Genomic DNA, 16,020 nt, shown 5'->3' with positions numbered 1-16,020 from the left:
AATTCTGCCGGGATTCTATCCACCTGTAAGCGTTAAAGATAAGGTTTATTTGACGGAGGAAGACATGGGGAAGAGTGAGCTGCCGAAGGAGCCGTACTGGGACGGGCCGCTTTCCCATCCTTTCTACAGTAAAGTGGTCAAGCGGGTCCTGGATTTCCTGCTGGCTCTGATCCTGCTGGTTCCCGCACTGATCGTGATGATCCCGCTGGCTGTCTGGGTGAAACTGGATTCCAAAGGTCCGGTATTTTACCGGGCGGTACGCGGCGGATACCATAACCAGCCCTTCCGCATTTTCAAATTCAGGAGCATGGTGGTGGACGCTGACAAAACCGGAGGGTGCACTGCCAAGAATGATGACCGGGTGACCCGGGCAGGACGGGTGATGCGGCGGCTGAAGCTGGACGAACTGCCCCAGCTGTTCAACATCCTTAAAGGCGATATGAGCTTTGTAGGCCCGCGGCCGGAACTGCTGCTGTATACGGAACAGTATACGGAGGAACAGCAGTGCATTATGTGGGTGCGGCCGGGCATCACGGACCGCAGCAGCATTGTGTATATCTCCCAGGATGAGATCGTGGGAGAGGAAGATCCTGTGGCCAACTTCGAGCGGCTGATCCTGCCGGAGAAGAACAGGCTGCGGGTGGAATACGCAAAGAGCCAGAGCTTTAAGCTGGACGCGGAACTGTTTTTTGAAACGATCAAAGGCGTGTTTCATAAAGCAGAAGACATGAGAAAAGAAAAGAGAAATTCATAATTCACAATTCATAATTATGAATTGTTGATGCAAAGTATGGGATGGTCCTGTATGGAGCGGATCAATGCAGTGTTATTCCAGAATTGAGGAAAACACTATGAATTCTGAATTCTGATTTAAGAAGGAGACGGCATGGAAAGCTACGAGGCGCTGGTGCACAGCGGGTTTGAGGGGAAACCGGACGTCCGGGATCCGAAAACGCTGGCCTGGCTGATCCGCAGGAACGGTCTTGAAATGACCCACCTGAGCCGGGGCAGCCATATCGGCAGCGTATTCAGCGTCGCGGAGATTATCGCGGTGCTTTATGCTTCTGTGCTGAATGTGGATCCGAAGGAACCGAAAAAGCCGGACCGTGACCGCCTGATCCTGAGCAAGGGCCACGCGGGCAGCGCGGTATATGCCGCACTGGCGGAGACCGGCTTTTTCCCTGTGGAACAGCTGAAAACGCACTATGCCAACGGATCGATCCTGTCCGGCCATGTGAGCCATAAGGGAGTTCCGGGCGTGGAGGTTTCCACGGGATCCCTTGGCCACGGCCTGGGCGTTGGCGTTGGTATGGCGCTTGGAGCGAAGATGGACGGTGCGCAGTGGCGGACCTATGTGGTGCTGGGCGACGGGGAATGCGATGAAGGCTCCGTCTGGGAAGCCGCGCTGCAGGCAGCCCAGTACAAGCTGGACCGGCTGATTGCCGTGATTGACTACAACCATATGCAGAGCCTGGCCACAGTGGATGAAACCCTGCGGCTGGAGCCTTTTGAGCAGAAATGGAAGGACTTTGGCTGGAACGCCCTGAGCGTGAACGGGCATGACACAGAAGCGCTGCAGAAGGCGTTTGACTGGGCAAAGGAAAACGCCGGCAGCCGGAAACCGTCTGTTATCCTGGCCCATACCGTGAAGGGCAAGGGCGTTTCGTTTATGGAGAACGATATCCTGTGGCATTACCGGACGCCCCAGGGCGAAGAATATGACGCAGCACTGAAGGAACTGGAGGCACAGAGACCGTGAGAGACGCGTTTGCGCGGGTGCTTGAAGAGGAAATGGCGCAGAACGAGCGGATCGTCCTGATTACGGGCGACCTGGGCTTCGGCGTGCTCCGGCAGATCCACAGAAGATTTCCGGACAGGCTGATCAACGCCGGCATCGCGGAACAGGGCATGGTCAGTATGGCCGCAGGACTGGCAACTACCGGACGGACGGTGCTGGTGTATTCCATCGGCAATTTCCCGGTGCTCCGGCCGCTGGAGCAGATCCGGAATGACTGCGTCTATCACAAGGCGGACGTCAAGATCGTATGCGTCGGCGGCGGATTTGTATACGGAAGCCTGGGCATGAGCCATCACGCGACAGAGGATATGTCCGTCATGCGTGCCATACCGGATATGATCTGCTATACGCCGGGAGATCCGGCCGAAACAGAGGCTGTGACCCATGACATGATCTGGCGGAAGGGAACCTGCTACCTGCGCCTGGGCCGGGGCAACGAACCGAAGGTGCATGAGGGCCCGGTGAAGGGCTGGAGCTTCCCCAAAGCCATTACACTGCGCGGCGGCAGGGATATCGCGATCCTGAGCTGCGGCGGGATCCTGACCCAGGCTATGGACGCGGCGGAAAGACTCGCCGCGAAAGGAATCAGCGCGCGGGTGGTCAGCTTCCCCTGCCTGAAGCCACTGGACACGGACACGGTGAAGGAGCTGCTGACAAGCTTCCGGCGGATCATTACCGTGGAGGAACATACGATCATCGGCGGCTTCGGCAGCGCGATCTGTGAACTGGCCGCGGAAGCCGGAACCGGCTGCCGGGTGAAACGAATCGGCCTGGAGGACTGTTTCACCACAGTGGTGGGAGACCGGCAGTACCTGCGGGAAGTATACGGTATGGACGGAAAAGCAATCGCTGACAAGGCGGAAGCCTTCCTGAAAGAATGAGGAACGCATGGAAAGAGAACTGACGCTGGAGGAGATCCACGCGGAGCTGATGTGCCAGCTGCGGGACATCCTGGCAGTCTGCGAAAGACACGGGATTGAGTATAACCTGATGTGCGGGACACTGCTGGGCGCGGTGCGCCACAAAGGGTTCATTCCCTGGGACGATGACGTGGACCTGCTGATGACACGGGGGGAATTCACCAAATTCCGTGAGGTCTATCCCAAAGAGTGCGATGAACGGTTTGAACTGACCTACCTGGACACATGGACTCCCCGGGTGATGAACCGGGACCCGGAGAAGGCAGCCGCCTTCACCGATTTCTTTATCCTGGATCCGCTGCCGCCGGAAGGCTGGCGGAGAAAGCTGCATCTGCTGCACCTGCATCTGCTGCAGGGGATGATGAAGAAAAACGTGGACTACAGCCGGTTCGGACTGAAAAACCGGATCCTGCTGCGGGCAACGCACCTGCTGGGACTGCCTTTCTCCTATGCGTGGAAGGCAAAACGGTATGAGAAGGTATCCACCCGGATTAAAAGCGGGAATGACCTGCATATGTCCAACGGCGCGTTTGAACTGATGACGCATGTGTGGCATCCGGAACAGTTCGCCGAAAAGATGAAGGTGCCTTTTGAAACGGAGGAGTGCCTGATCCCGGTAAAGTACGATGAAGTGCTGACGGTGCTGTTCGGACCGGACTATATGACGCCGCCGCCGGAGGCGGAGAGGGTTGCGAAACATCTTGACCTGTAAACAGGTCAAGATGTTTCGCAACAATTCATAATTCACAATTCATAATTATGAATTGTTTACCCGGCCTTTACTTGCTGAAGCAGGAAAAACTGACAGTATATGACATGGAATTGCGGCAGGGAAAAGCATACAATCATTATGAATTATGAATTATGAATTCTGAATTCAGAGAATGACAGGAAACGGGGATAAGACCAGTTGGACATGTACTTTTGCCCCCTGTACTCCGGATCAAGCGGAAACTCGCTGTTCTGCCAGTACGGGAACACCAAACTGCTGATTGACGCGGGAAAATCCGGGAAGACCATCGAGGACGCACTGGCTTCCATCGGTACGGATATCAATACGATCAGCGGAGTGCTGATCACCCATGAGCACAGCGACCACATCTCCGGCGCCGGCGTGCTGGCCCGGAAGTACCATCTTCCGCTTTATGCCACCCGGGAAACCTGGTGGGCGATGAAAGACAAGCTGGGGAAGATTCCGCAGGACTGTATGCGGGAGATCACAGCCGGGAAGGATTTCTGGCTCGGAGACATCGGCGTGGTGCCTTTTTCCATTCCGCATGATGCCGCGGATCCGGTGGGATTCCGGCTGTACGGCGGAGAACTGAGCGTTTCCACGGCGACTGATCTGGGCTATTTTTCCGAGGAAGTGTATGCCAATGTGGCCGGCAGCACACTGGTGCTGCTGGAAAGCAACCACGATCCGGATATGCTCCGGGCAAACCCCCATTATTCAGCGGCGCTGAAGGCGCGGATCCTGGGGGATCACGGACACCTGAGCAACGAAGCCTGTTCCGAGGCGCTGCTGCGGCTGATCAATGCCGGAACCGGCAATGTGATCCTCGGACACCTGAGCGGGGAAAACAATACCCCCCTGCTTGCCCGCCGGACGTCAGCGGACGCCCTCACACGGGAGGGAATCCGGCCGGATCAGGACATCAGCCTGCAGGTTGCCCTGCGGGATGAGGTCGGCGGTGTTTATATATTGAAAGAGAGAGCATAAGTTCATGATCATACTGGCCCTTCAGGACGTAAAGAAGAGCTTCGGCACCCATGAGGTGCTGAAGTCTGTTTCCTTTACCCTTCAGGAGGGCGAACGGATGGGCATGGTCGGGGTGAACGGCAGCGGCAAGAGCACCCTGATGAAGATCATTGCCGGCGTGGAAACTGCCGACAGCGGCAGTGTCAACATGCAGAAAGGCCTTCGTATCGGTTACCTGGCCCAGCAGGGCGAGCTGACCGGAGAGGAGACCGTGCTGGAAACACTGGAGAGCGTTTTTGAACCCCAGCGGCGCATGGAAGCGGAACTGCGGGCCCTGGAGCAGGAAATGGCCATTTCCGGTTCCGATCCCGACGCGCTGAGAATCCTCGGCAGCCGGTATGACGCGCTGACACGGGAATTTGAACGAAGCAACGGCTACGGCTGGCGGTCCTCTGTGCAGGGCGTGCTGGCAGGCCTGAAGCTGCGGGAGTTCCAGGATATGAAGACCGGCCTGCTTTCCGGCGGGGAACGAACCAGGCTGTGCCTTGGCCGCATGCTGCTGACAGAGCCGGATCTGCTTCTGCTGGACGAGCCGACCAACCACCTGGACCTGAAGAGCATCGCCTGGCTGGAGGATTACCTTGCTGCATTCCGCGGCGCGGTGCTCGTCATCAGCCACGACCGGTATTTTATGGACCGGGTCTGCGGCCGGATGGCGGAGCTGCTGATGGGCAGTGTGGAAACCTACAACGGCAACTATACGGAATATCTTGAAAAAAGAACCGCGGTTTATGAAACCCGCATGAAGGCCTGGGAACTGCAGCAGAAGGAAATCGCGCGGCAGGAGGCCATCATCGCCATGTACCGCCGGTTTAACCGGGAGAAAAGTATCAAGGCCGCGGAAAGCAAACAGAAGCGGCTGGATAAGATTGAGCGGTTGGAGCGGCCCCAGGAAGAGGGGACTGTCCGGTTCCGTTTTGAAACCCGCCGGAGAACCGGGGATGACGTGCTGATGACGGAAGGCCTGAGCAAAGGCTACGGCGACCGGATCCTTTTCAAAGACCTGAAGATGCATGTGCGCGCCGGTGACCGGATCGCCCTGATCGGCGACAACGGTACAGGAAAGAGCACCCTGCTCAAGTGCCTCATCGGCACCGAAAAGCCGGACGGGGGTACCATCCGGTGGGGAACCGGCGTGGACCTGGGCTACTATGACCAACACCAGGCGGGGTTGAATGAGAATAAAACAGTACTGGATGAGGTCTGGGACAAATTCCCCAGGATGGAACAGTATGAGGTGCGGGGAGCACTGGGACTGTTCCTGTTTACCGGGGATGACGTGTTTGCGCCTGTCAGCACCCTGAGCGGCGGGGAGAAGGGCAGGGTAGCCCTGACGGAGCTGATGCTCCGGAAAGACAATGTGCTGCTGCTGGACGAACCCACCAACCACCTGGACATGGACAGCCGGGAGGTGCTGGAGAACGCGCTGAGCGATTTTCCCGGCACGATCATATCCGTCAGCCATGACCGGTATTTTATCAACCGCTTTGCCGAAAAGGTCTGGGTACTGGACGGAAACGAGATTAAGGAATACCTCGGCAACTATGACAGTTACGCGCTGAAGGTAAGCCGGGACCAGGAACCGGACGGGAATGCCACGCAGCAGACCCGTACGGCGATGGAAAAGGAAAAACGGAGAAGCCGGGAAGAAGAAAAGAAACTGCGTGAACAGAAGGAAGCCCTGAAGGCAGTTGAACAGTCCATTGCAGCGGCGGAGAAGAACGCCGGGCTGATGGAAGCGGAGCTGGCAGATCCGGAGACCTGGAAAGACCCGGAGAAGGCGGCGGAAACCACCCGCCGGTACAATGACCTGAAAGCGGAAATTGAGCGCCTCTATGAACAATATGATGCGCTCGAAAGTGCCCTGTAATACAAGATAATGTATATAATGCCCGGAACCGAAAGGTTCCGGGCAATTTGTATGTTTCCGGGAGGTCGTAAATAGATACACATGACAGGGTGTATATAAATAACAGCTGGAAGTATTGAAAAATAACGATAAATATGATAGAAAAAAGCAAAAGAAAATTTTCAGGGTGGGAAAAGAGGCGGAAAAGCGAAAAACAGGGACACACCAGAGAAAGTGTTCACATTCAAACCACGGAACGCAAGCAAAATGGCAGTTCACGGGAAATCAAAAAAGTAAAAAAGTTCAAAAAAATTTTCAAAAAAGATCGATTTACCCCTTGAAAAAAACTTTCGGGTCATATATAATTCTCCTGTTGTCTGTTTAGGGATGAAGTGGTAAGTTGCCGTCCGGCCAGACGGGTAATTATCACGGACCAGCCCGCTAATCGGGCGACGGACTCGATAGCGTCAGAGAGGACCTGCACCTGCAGTGGGTCACGGAGAACGCAAACGAGAACGAATTGAGGAGGTTAACAGGAATGGCCAACCAGAAAATCCGTATCAAGCTGAAGAGCTACGAGCACAAACTGATCGACCAGAGCGCGGAGCGGATCGTTGAAACCGCAAAGCGTACCGGCGCTCGTGTCTCCGGCCCCATCCCGCTCCCCACGGAAAGGGAGATCGTCACTATCCTTCGCGCCGTCCATAAGTACAAGGACAGCCGCGAACAGTTCGAACGCCGTACACACAAGCGGCTGATCGACATCAACAATCCGAATCCCAAGACGGTGGACGCCATGATGAAGCTCGATCTTCCTGCTGGTGTCGAAATCGAAATGAAACTGTGAGGCAGGAGGAGCGATTAAAATGAAGAAAGCGATCGTGGGCAAAAAGATCGGCATGACGCAGGTCTTCACTGAAGACGGCCGTCTCGTACCGGTCACCGTGATTGAAGCGGGCCCCTGCACAGTGGTGCAGACCAAGAACATCGAAAGCGACGGCTACGATGCCGTACAGGTCGGTTTCGGCGATCTGACCGAGAACCGTGCCAAGAAGCTGCTCACCAAACCTGAACTCGGTCACTTCAAGAAGGCCGGCGTGGATGCCAAGCGCACCCTGCGTGAGTTCCGGTTCGAAGACTGCAGCGGTTACAAAGTCGGCGACGTTCTGAAGTGCGACCAGTTCGCCCAGGGCGACAAGATCGACATCACCGGAACCAGCAAGGGTCATGGTTACACCGGTCCCATCCAGCGGTGGAACCAGCACACCGGCCCCATGGCTCACGGCTCCAAGTATCACCGCGGCGTGGGTTCCATGAGCGCGAACTCCGACCCCAGCCGGGTATTCAAGAACAAGCACATGGCCGGCCACTACGGTGTGGATAAGGTCACGGTGCAGAACCTGGAAGTCGTCCAGGTGGACGCGGAACGCAACCTGCTGCTGGTCAAGGGCGCTGTGCCCGGCCCCAACGAAGGTCTGCTGATCATCCGTGACACCTGCAAGGCCTGAAGCTGAGCAAGGAGGAAGAGACAATGGCAAAAACCGCACTTTATAATATGGAAGGAAAGACCATCGGCGAAGTTGAGCTGAGCGACGAGATCTTCGCGGCTCCGATCAACGAAGCAGCGATGCACCTGATGGTCCGCTCCTACCTGGCCGCACAGCGCCAGGGAACACAGAGCGCCCTGACCCGCGGCGAAGTCCGCGGAGGCGGCCGTAAGATCTACCGCCAGAAGGGCACCGGTAATGCCCGGCACCATGGCAACCGCGCTCCCCAGTTCAAACACGGCGGCGTGGTGTTCGCCCCCAAGCCCCGTGATTACGATCTGGCCGTGAACAAGAAGGTTCGCCGCCTGGCTTTCAAGAGCGCTATGACCTCCAAGCTGAACGCCGGTGAGATCATCGTTGTTGACAAGCTGGAGCTGAAGGATGCCAAGACCAAGCTGATGGCCGAAACGCTGAAGAAGCTGCAGGCTGAAAAGAAGGCTCTGGTAATCCTGCCTGAGCGTGAAGAGAGCATCATCCGTGCGACCGCGAACCTGCCCCAGGCGAAGGTCAGCTACGTGAACACCCTGAACGTATACGACATCCTGAACGCCGACAAACTGGTGATGACCGTTGCGGCCAAGGAAAGCGTCGAGGAGGTGTACGCATGAAGAACCCCCATGACATCATCAAGCGGCCGATCCTGACGGAAAAGGCATACGAAGGAATCGACGAGAAGCGCTACGTCTTCGAAGTCGATATCAAGGCCAACAAGGCCGAGATCAAGAGCGCCATTGAAGCTGTTTTCGCGGATGACGGCGTGAAGGTTGCCAAGGTCAACACCCTGCGCACCATCGGTAAGATGAAGCGCCAGGGCCGCACCCAGGGCATGACCCCCGAAACCAAGAAGGCCTATGTGATTCTGAAGAAGGACTCCAAGCCCATCAAGTTCTTCGAAGGCATGGCACAGTAACGCAAGGGAGGAACGAAAGAAATGGCTATCCGAGTTTACAAGCCGACTTCGCCCGCCCGGCGGCATATGTCGGTTCTGACCTTTGAAGAGGTCACCAAGAAAGCGCCCGAGAAGAGCCTGACCGAGGTTCTGAAGAAGAACAGCGGCCGGAACAAGCAGGGCAAGATCACCGTCCGTCATCAGGGCGGCGGCAACAAGCGGAAATACCGCATCATCGACTTCAAGCGTGACAAGGTGGACATCCCCGCCAAAGTCAGCGCCATCGAGTATGACCCGAACCGCAGCGCCTTCATCGCCCTGCTGAACTACGCGGACGGCGAGAAGCGCTACATCCTGGCTCCTCTGGGCCTGAAGGTCGGGGACACCGTGGTCAGCAGCGACAACGCCGACATCAAGCCCGGCAACGCGCTGCCCATCAGCAACATCCCCGTCGGTACCCTGATCCACAACCTGGAGATCAAGCCCGGCCGCGGCGGCCAGATGGTTCGCAGCGCCGGCATGAGCGCCCAGCTGATGGCTAAGGAAAACGGATTCGCGCAGGTGCGTCTGCCCAGCGGCGAAATGCGGAAACTCCCGCTGAACGCCAAGGCGACCATCGGCACCGTCGGTAACACCGATCATGAGAACGTACGCCTGGGCAAGGCCGGCCGTGTCCGCCACATGGGCATCCGTCCCACCGTCCGCGGCGTCGTCATGAATCCCTGCGATCACCCGCACGGCGGCGGCGAGGGCAAGAGCCCCGTCGGTATGCCGGCTCCTGTGACTCCGTGGGGCAAGCCCGCGCTGGGTCTGAAGACCAGGAAGCACAAGAAGTACTCCAACAAGATGATCGTCAAGCGCGCAAGCTCGAAGTAAAGGAGGCACCTGTAGAATATGAGTCGTTCCGTAAAGAAGGGCCCTTACGTAGAGCCCGCGCTGATGAAGCGTATCAACGAGATGAATACGAGCGGCAAGAAAGCGGTCGTGAAGACCTGGAGCCGCTCCAGCACGATCTTCCCGGACTTTGTTGGCCACACCGTCGCCGTGCATGACGGCCGGAAGCATGTTCCGGTGTATGTCACCGAAGACATGGTCGGTCACAAGCTGGGTGAGTTCGCCCCCACCCGCACCTTCCGCGGCCACGCCGGGGACAAGAACAGCTCGCGGAAGTAATTAGAAGAGGAGGAAAAACGAAATGGCTACCCGTTCGAAAGAAAAGGCAGCGGCCCGCAAGGCTAACGCTGACAAGCGTCCTCAGGCCCATGCCAAGTACATTCGCATCTCTCCTCGTAAGGTGAAGATCGTGATCGATCTGATCCGCGGAAAGAGCGTGGATGAAGCCGCTGCGATCCTGCAGTTCACCCCCAAGGCCGCGAGCCCCGTGGTCCTGAAGGTCCTGAACAGCGCCATCGCCAATGCGGTTAACAATCAGGAACTGAACCGTGACAACCTCTATGTCGCCGAAGTGTATGCCAATCCCGGTCCTACGCTGAAGCGCTACGTTGCCCGCAGCCGCGGCAGCGCGTCACCGATGCTCAAGCGCACCAGCCACATCAGCGTGGTGCTGGACCAGAAGTAAGGCGAAGGAGGAAAAGACATGGGTCAGAAAGTAAATCCCCACGGTGCACGGGTCGGAGTCATCTATGACTGGAGCACCCGCTGGTACGCCGGGAAAAAGGATTTTGCCAACAATCTGGTGGAAGATTTCAAGCTTCGCAAGATGCTGAAAGAAAAGTACTACTCCACCGGTATCAGCCACATTGATATCGAACGTACGGCGCAGACCATGACAGTGAACATCTTCACTGCCAAGCCCGGCATGATTATCGGCCGCGGCGGCGCCGGAATCGAGGAACTGAAGAAGAACATCACCGAGTTCCTTGGCCGTCCCTGCCACATCAACGTCATGGAGATCAAGCAGCCTGACGCCGATGCCCAGCTGGTGGCTGAGAACATCGCCCAGCAGCTCGAGAAGCGCATCAGCTTCCGCCGCGCGCTGAAGCAGGCCATGGGCCGCAGCATGAAGATCCCGGGAGTCAAGGGTATCAAGACTGCTGTCAGCGGACGTCTGGGCGGCGCCGACATCGCCCGCAGCGAGCACTACCATGATGGTTCCATCCCGCTGCAGACCCTGCGCGCTAACATCGACTACGGCTTCGCGGAAGCGAAGACAACCTACGGACGCCTGGGCATCAAGGTCTGGATCTACAAGGGACAGATCCTGCCCCGGGCCAAGAAAGCCCCCGCCGGGAAGGAGGGAAAGTAAGCCATGTTAATGCCCAAAAGAGTTAAGCACCGCAAGCAGTTCCGCGGCCGCATGAAGGGTAAAGCCCAGAGAGGCAACACCCTGGCTTACGGCGAATTCGGACTGCAGGCCACCGAACCGCACTGGGTTACCAGCCAGCAGATTGAGGCGGCCCGTATCGCCCTGACCCGTTACACCAAGCGTGGCGGTCAGGTGTGGATCAAGATTTTCCCCGACAAACCGGTAACGGCCAAGCCCGCCGAGACCCGCATGGGTTCCGGTAAAGGCGCTCCTGAGTACTGGGTAGCCGTGGTTAAGCCCGGCAGAGTGCTGTTTGAAATCGCCGGCGTCTCCGAAGAGATCGCCCGTGAAGCTCTCCGTCTGGCCAGCCACAAGCTGCCTCTGAAGACCAAGCTGATCACCAAGGCATCCGAAGCCGCAAAGGCCGCCGCCGAAAATGTGACAGCCAAAGAAGCGGGTGGTGAAGAAGCATGAAGGCAAATGAACTGAATGCCATGAGCAAGGAACAGCTCGAAGAAAAGGTTAAGGAACTGAAGAGCGAACTGTTTGGCCTTCGCTTCCAGCTCGCGACGGGCCAGCTGCAGAACACCATGCAGATCAGCCAACTGAAGCGCGACATCGCACGGTGCAAGACGATCCTTCGGCAGAAGGATGAAGCCTGAGAAAGGAGGCAGCTGGAACAATGGAAGAAAGAGGACTTCGTAAAACAAGGATCGGCGTTGTGGTCAGCGACAAAATGGACAAGACCTGTGTCATCCAGATCAAGACCCGCGTCCGTCATCCCCTGTACGGAAAAATCATGAACAAGACCAGCAAACTGAAGGTTCATGATGAAAATAATGAATGCGGTATCGGAGATACCATTAAGGTGATGGAGACCCGCCCGCTGAGCAAGGACAAGCGTTGGCGTCTCGTTGAGATCATCGAGAAAGCTAAGTAATTTAAGGAGGAAACCGCTATGATTCAGCCGCAAACCCGGCTTAAGGTAGCCGACAATTCCGGCGCCAAGGAAATCATGTGCATCCGTGTTCTGGGCGGTTCTTTCCGGCGTGACGGCAGCATCGGTGATGTCATCGTGGCCAGCGTCAAGACAGCAACCCCCGGCGGCACCGTGAAGAAGGGCGAGGTCGTCAAGGCCGTTATCGTCCGTATGCGCAAGAATAAGCGCCGTCCCGACGGCAGCTACATCAAGTTTGACGACAACGCCGCCGTCATCATCAACGACCAGAATATGCCCCGCGGCACCCGTATCTTCGGGCCCGTGGCTCGCGAGCTGCGTGAGAAGGATTTCATGAAGATCGTCTCTCTGGCTCCCGAAGTACTGTAAGGAGGCAGAACGGTAATGCATGTAAAGAGTAAAGATACCGTGATCGTTATCAGCGGTAAAGATAAGGGCAAGAAGGGCAAGATTTCCGCCGCTTTCCCGAAGCTGAACCGTGTGACGGTTGAGGGCGTGAACGTTGTAACCAAGCACCAGAAAGCCCGCAACGCTGCGCAGGCCGGCGGCATCATCCACAAGGAAATGCCCATCGACGCCAGCAACGTTATGCTGGTTTGCCCCAAGTGCGGCAAGGCCACCCGTGTCAACAACAAGGCCGAGAAGGTCACTGATGAAAACGGCAAGAGCCACCGCAAACTGATCCGCGTCTGCAAGAAGTGCGGCGCCGAAATCGACTGATAAGGAGGAAGAGCCAAATGGCAACCAGAATCAAGGAAAAATATCTGGCCGAGGCGATTCCTGCCCTGGAGGAAAAGTTCGGCTACAAAAACGCCATGCAGGTTCCGAAGCTCGCCAAGATCGTGATCAACATGGGTCTGGGCGACTGCAAGGATAATGCGAAGGCCATGGAAATGGCTGTGAATGAACTGACTGCTATCGCCGGTCAGAAGCCCCTGGTCACCAAGGCCAAGAAGTCCATCGCTAACTTCAAAGTCCGTGAGGGCATGAACGTTGGCGCCAAGGTCACCCTGCGCGGTGCCCGGATGGAAGAGTTCATGGACAAGCTGGTCAGCGTGGCCCTGCCCCGCGTCCGCGACTTCCGCGGCGTGAGCGCCAAGGCTTTCGACGGCCGCGGCAACTACAGCCTGGGCATTCGTGAACAGCTGCTGTTCCCCGAAATCGAATACGATAAGGTGGAGAAGATCCGCGGTATGGAAATCGTGTTCGTAACGACCGCGAAGACGGACGAAGAGTGCAAGGAGCTGCTGAGGCTTCTGGGCATGCCCTTCGAGGCGTAAGAGGAGGAGGACAGAAAAATGGCAAAACTGAGCATGAAACTCAAGCAGCAGAGGCCGGCCAAATTCTCAACCCGCGCCTATACCCGTTGCCGCATCTGCGGAAGACCCCACAGTGTGCTGCGCAAGTACGGCGTATGCCGCATCTGCTTCCGGGAACTGGCTTATAAGGGACAGATTCCCGGTGTCCGCAAGGCCAGCTGGTAAGCGAAAGGAGGAGACAGGAAATGGTAGTTAATGATCCCATCGCCGATATGCTCACCCGCATCCGCAACGGACAGGTGGCCCGGCACGACGCCGTGACCATGCCCGCCAGCAATACGAAGAAGGCGATCGCGAAGATCCTTCTGAACGAAGGTTACATCAAGGCGGTTGACTTTATTGATGACGGACTCCAGGGCGAAATCAAAATCACCCTGAAATATATGAACGGCAAGCAGACCCCTGTTATCGCGGGTCTGAAGCGCATCTCCAAGCCCGGTCTGCGGGTTTATGCCCGCAGCGAAGAGCTGCCGAAGGTTCTCGGCGGCCTGGGCATCGCCATCATCAGCACCAGCAAGGGACTGATGACCGACAAGGAAGCACGGAAAGCTGCCATCGGCGGCGAAGTGCTGGCGTACATCTGGTAATAACACGCTCGTGAAGTAAGGAGGAATGACAAAATGTCTCGAATCGGAAAACTTCCGATCACAGTACCCGCGGGCGTGACGGTGACGGTGGACGAGAATAACTTCGTGACGGTTAAGGGCCCCAAGGGCACCCTGACCCAGCAGGTTAACCCGGACATCAAACTCAAGCAGGAAGGCAACGTCCTGACGCTTGAACGCCCCACCGATTCCAAGCCCCACAAGGCCATGCATGGCCTGTACCGGGCGCTGGTAAACAACATGGTCGTTGGCGTGACCGACGGCTTCACCAAGACCCTGGAAATGGTCGGTACCGGCTACCGCGCCAGCGCGGAAGGCAAGACCCTGACCATTAACATCGGTTTCAGCCATCCGGTGGTTCTCGAGGCGCCCGAAGGCATCACCTACGAGACCCCCAACCAGACCACCATCGTGGTTAAGGGAAGCAACAAACAGCAGGTCGGCAACCTCGCGGCAGATATCCGTGCTATCCGGAAACCCGAACCCTACCTGGGCAAGGGCATTAAGTACCAGAATGAGCACATCCGCCGTAAGGAAGGCAAGACCGGTAAGTAAGAGAGGGAGTGACTGCAGATGTTTAAAAAACGTGACCGGAACGAGATTCGCGTGATTCGTCACGCACGGGTACGGAAAAAGATCAGCGGCACACCCGAAGCCCCTCGTCTTTCCGTATATCGCTCCAACAAGCACATTCAGGCTCAGATCATTGACGACACCAAGGGCGTAACCCTGGTGAGCGCCAGCACGATGGATCCGGCCCTGAAGGGTCAGCTGGAGGAAGTGGACAAGAAGGGTGCCGCCAAGCTGGTGGGCAAGCTCATTGCGGAGCGCGCCGTCGAAGCCGGCATCAAGACCGTGGTTTTTGACCGCGGAGGGTATATGTACACCGGACGCGTGGCCTCTGTGGCTGAAGGCGCCCGGGAAGCCGGACTTGAATTCTGATAAGGAGGACGACGCAAATGCAACGCACAGAACAGGTCAGCGAATTCAAAGAGCGCCTGGTAGTAGTCAATCGCGTCAGCAAGACTGTTAAGGGCGGCCGCAACATGCGGTTCAGCGCCCTGGTCGTCGTCGGCGATGAAAACGGCCGCGTCGGTGCCGGTATGGGCAAAGCTGCCGAAGTTCCGGAAGCTATCCGCAAGGCCAATGAAGACGCTAAAAAGCACCTGGTGAACGTGCCGCTGGACGGCACAACCATTCCCCACGAAATGACCGGATACTATTCCACAGCCAAGTCCGTTCTGATCCCCGCTCCGGAAGGAACCGGCGTGATCGCGGGCGGTGCTGCCCGTGCCGTGCTTGAAATGGCCGGCATCAAGGATATCCGGACCAAGAGTTTCGGAACCAACAACCCGATCAACATGGTTAAAGCTACCATCGAAGCCCTGAAGCAGGTGCGCAGCGCCGAGCAGGTTGCCAAGATGCGCGGCAAGACCGTGGAAGAGATCCTGGGATAAGGAGGCAGAAGAGATGAAACTGAAGATTACCCTGGTGAAGTCTCCTATCGCCAGCCTGCCCAAGCATAAGGCTACTGTTGCCGCACTGGGCCTGCGTAAGGTCGGCCAGACGGTTACCCAGCCTGACAACCCCGCTATCCGGGGCCAGATCTTCGCCGTGAAGCACATGGTGAAGGTTGAGGAAGTTGACGAATAAAGGAGGTTGAACCCCAATGAAACTGCATGAAATGCATCCTGCCGAAGGGTCCACTTCCGCTCAGAAGCGGCTGGGCCGCGGTGCCGGTTCCGGCCTGGGCAAGACCTCCGGTAAAGGTCACAAGGGTGCCAAAGCCCGCAGCGGCGGCGGCAAACGGCCCGGATTTGAAGGCGGCCAGATGCCTCTGTACCGCCGTGTGCCTAAGCGCGGATTTACCAACGTGTTCGGCACCGATTACGCTACTGTGAACGTGGAACGCCTGGAAGTCTTCGAAGACGGTGCTGTGGTTGACGCTGCTGCGCTGCTGGAGAAGAAGATTATCCGCAAGGAGCTGGGCGGCGTGAAAATCCTCGGTGTCGGTGAGCTGACCAAGAAGCTGACCGTGAAGGCGGCGAAGTTCTCCGCTACCGCCAAGGAAAAAATCGAAGCCGTCGGCGGAAAGGCCGAGGTGATTTGA

At 57.1% G+C, this 16,020-nt stretch carries 27 protein-coding genes; all 27 read left to right on the top strand.

What is annotated here, in order from left to right:
* Positions 1–64: 64 nt before the first annotated feature.
* The 27 genes from JYE50_RS08495 to rplO all read left to right on the top strand — a co-directional run bounded on the left by JYE50_RS08495 (position 65) and on the right by rplO (position 16,020).
* Positions 65–754 carry a sugar transferase gene (locus JYE50_RS08495; protein ID WP_084095116.1) on the top strand — a complete coding sequence of 230 codons (690 nt, stop codon included), beginning with the start codon at positions 65–67 and terminating at the stop codon, positions 752–754.
* Between the two features lie 132 nt (positions 755–886).
* A complete protein-coding gene (locus JYE50_RS08490) occupies positions 887–1,759 on the top strand; it encodes a transketolase (RefSeq protein ID WP_084095115.1) in 873 nt (290 codons plus the stop codon).
* Complete coding sequence (locus tag JYE50_RS08485; RefSeq protein ID WP_084095114.1) at positions 1,756–2,679, top strand: transketolase family protein; 924 nt, start codon at positions 1,756–1,758, stop codon at positions 2,677–2,679. Before JYE50_RS08490 ends, JYE50_RS08485 begins: the two co-directional genes overlap by 4 nt.
* Positions 2,680–2,686: 7 nt before the next feature.
* Positions 2,687–3,430 carry a LicD family protein gene (locus JYE50_RS08480; RefSeq protein WP_084095113.1) on the top strand — a complete coding sequence of 248 codons (744 nt, stop codon included), beginning with the start codon at positions 2,687–2,689 and terminating at the stop codon, positions 3,428–3,430.
* Positions 3,431–3,634: 204 nt separating this feature from the next.
* Positions 3,635–4,438, top strand: coding sequence for an MBL fold metallo-hydrolase (locus tag JYE50_RS08475; RefSeq protein WP_084095112.1), 804 nt, complete (start codon positions 3,635–3,637; stop codon positions 4,436–4,438).
* 4 nt (positions 4,439–4,442) lie between these two features.
* Complete coding sequence (locus JYE50_RS08470) at positions 4,443–6,347, top strand: ABC-F family ATP-binding cassette domain-containing protein (RefSeq protein WP_084095111.1); 1,905 nt, start codon at positions 4,443–4,445, stop codon at positions 6,345–6,347.
* Positions 6,348–6,864: 517 nt separating this feature from the next.
* The gene (rpsJ, locus tag JYE50_RS08465; protein ID WP_084095110.1) at positions 6,865–7,173 is read left to right on the top strand and encodes a 30S ribosomal protein S10; all 309 of its coding nucleotides are present in this window, start codon (positions 6,865–6,867) and stop codon (positions 7,171–7,173) included.
* 19 nt (positions 7,174–7,192) lie between these two features.
* Positions 7,193–7,834: a 50S ribosomal protein L3 gene (rplC, locus tag JYE50_RS08460; protein ID WP_084095109.1), complete on the top strand. Its 642-nt coding sequence runs from the start codon at positions 7,193–7,195 to the stop codon at positions 7,832–7,834.
* A 23-nt stretch (positions 7,835–7,857) separates the two neighbouring features.
* Positions 7,858–8,481, top strand: a complete 624-nt coding sequence (gene rplD / locus JYE50_RS08455) for a 50S ribosomal protein L4 (protein WP_084095108.1) — start codon at positions 7,858–7,860, stop codon at positions 8,479–8,481.
* Positions 8,478–8,783: a 50S ribosomal protein L23 gene (gene rplW, locus JYE50_RS08450; protein ID WP_084095107.1), complete on the top strand. Its 306-nt coding sequence runs from the start codon at positions 8,478–8,480 to the stop codon at positions 8,781–8,783. The genes rplD and rplW overlap by 4 nt, the downstream gene beginning before the upstream one ends.
* A gap of 21 nt (positions 8,784–8,804) precedes the next feature.
* Complete coding sequence (gene rplB, locus JYE50_RS08445; RefSeq protein WP_084095106.1) at positions 8,805–9,638, top strand: 50S ribosomal protein L2; 834 nt, start codon at positions 8,805–8,807, stop codon at positions 9,636–9,638.
* An 18-nt stretch (positions 9,639–9,656) separates the two neighbouring features.
* Positions 9,657–9,935: a 30S ribosomal protein S19 gene (gene rpsS, locus JYE50_RS08440; protein ID WP_084095105.1), complete on the top strand. Its 279-nt coding sequence runs from the start codon at positions 9,657–9,659 to the stop codon at positions 9,933–9,935.
* Positions 9,936–9,957: 22 nt separating this feature from the next.
* Positions 9,958–10,341: a 50S ribosomal protein L22 gene (gene rplV / locus JYE50_RS08435; protein WP_093957130.1), complete on the top strand. Its 384-nt coding sequence runs from the start codon at positions 9,958–9,960 to the stop codon at positions 10,339–10,341.
* Between the two features lie 18 nt (positions 10,342–10,359).
* Entirely contained in the window at positions 10,360–11,028 is a 669-nt protein-coding gene (gene rpsC / locus JYE50_RS08430; RefSeq protein WP_179138253.1) for a 30S ribosomal protein S3, read from the top strand.
* Between the two features lie 3 nt (positions 11,029–11,031).
* Positions 11,032–11,502, top strand: coding sequence for a 50S ribosomal protein L16 (gene rplP, locus JYE50_RS08425; protein ID WP_084095104.1), 471 nt, complete (start codon positions 11,032–11,034; stop codon positions 11,500–11,502).
* Positions 11,499–11,690, top strand: coding sequence for a 50S ribosomal protein L29 (gene rpmC / locus JYE50_RS08420; RefSeq protein ID WP_084095103.1), 192 nt, complete (start codon positions 11,499–11,501; stop codon positions 11,688–11,690). The genes rplP and rpmC overlap by 4 nt, the downstream gene beginning before the upstream one ends.
* 20 nt (positions 11,691–11,710) lie before the next feature.
* A complete protein-coding gene (gene rpsQ / locus JYE50_RS08415; RefSeq protein ID WP_084095102.1) occupies positions 11,711–11,968 on the top strand; it encodes a 30S ribosomal protein S17 in 258 nt (85 codons plus the stop codon).
* A gap of 18 nt (positions 11,969–11,986) precedes the next feature.
* A complete protein-coding gene (gene rplN / locus JYE50_RS08410; protein WP_084095101.1) occupies positions 11,987–12,355 on the top strand; it encodes a 50S ribosomal protein L14 in 369 nt (122 codons plus the stop codon).
* A gap of 15 nt (positions 12,356–12,370) precedes the next feature.
* A complete protein-coding gene (gene rplX, locus JYE50_RS08405) occupies positions 12,371–12,706 on the top strand; it encodes a 50S ribosomal protein L24 (RefSeq protein WP_084095100.1) in 336 nt (111 codons plus the stop codon).
* A gap of 17 nt (positions 12,707–12,723) precedes the next feature.
* Complete coding sequence (gene rplE, locus JYE50_RS08400; RefSeq protein WP_084095099.1) at positions 12,724–13,266, top strand: 50S ribosomal protein L5; 543 nt, start codon at positions 12,724–12,726, stop codon at positions 13,264–13,266.
* An 18-nt stretch (positions 13,267–13,284) separates the two neighbouring features.
* Positions 13,285–13,470, top strand: a complete 186-nt coding sequence (locus tag JYE50_RS08395; RefSeq protein ID WP_084095098.1) for a type Z 30S ribosomal protein S14 — start codon at positions 13,285–13,287, stop codon at positions 13,468–13,470.
* Positions 13,471–13,490: 20 nt separating this feature from the next.
* Entirely contained in the window at positions 13,491–13,892 is a 402-nt protein-coding gene (gene rpsH, locus JYE50_RS08390; protein WP_084095097.1) for a 30S ribosomal protein S8, read from the top strand.
* Positions 13,893–13,925: 33 nt separating this feature from the next.
* Complete coding sequence (rplF, locus tag JYE50_RS08385) at positions 13,926–14,465, top strand: 50S ribosomal protein L6 (RefSeq protein WP_084095096.1); 540 nt, start codon at positions 13,926–13,928, stop codon at positions 14,463–14,465.
* Between the two features lie 18 nt (positions 14,466–14,483).
* A complete protein-coding gene (gene rplR, locus JYE50_RS08380; RefSeq protein WP_084095095.1) occupies positions 14,484–14,852 on the top strand; it encodes a 50S ribosomal protein L18 in 369 nt (122 codons plus the stop codon).
* Positions 14,853–14,869: 17 nt separating this feature from the next.
* Positions 14,870–15,367, top strand: coding sequence for a 30S ribosomal protein S5 (gene rpsE, locus JYE50_RS08375; RefSeq protein WP_084095094.1), 498 nt, complete (start codon positions 14,870–14,872; stop codon positions 15,365–15,367).
* 13 nt (positions 15,368–15,380) lie between these two features.
* Positions 15,381–15,563 carry a 50S ribosomal protein L30 gene (gene rpmD / locus JYE50_RS08370; protein WP_084095093.1) on the top strand — a complete coding sequence of 61 codons (183 nt, stop codon included), beginning with the start codon at positions 15,381–15,383 and terminating at the stop codon, positions 15,561–15,563.
* Between the two features lie 16 nt (positions 15,564–15,579).
* On the top strand, positions 15,580–16,020 hold the full coding sequence (gene rplO, locus JYE50_RS08365) for a 50S ribosomal protein L15 (RefSeq protein WP_084095092.1): 441 nt from the start codon (positions 15,580–15,582) through the stop codon (positions 16,018–16,020).

The sequence above is a fragment of the Aristaeella lactis genome, from assembly GCF_018118585.1.
Lineage (GTDB): Bacteria > Bacillota > Clostridia > Christensenellales > Aristaeellaceae > Aristaeella > Aristaeella lactis.
Note: the sequence above shows the minus strand (reverse complement) of the source record. Positions and strands in the feature narration are given on the sequence as shown.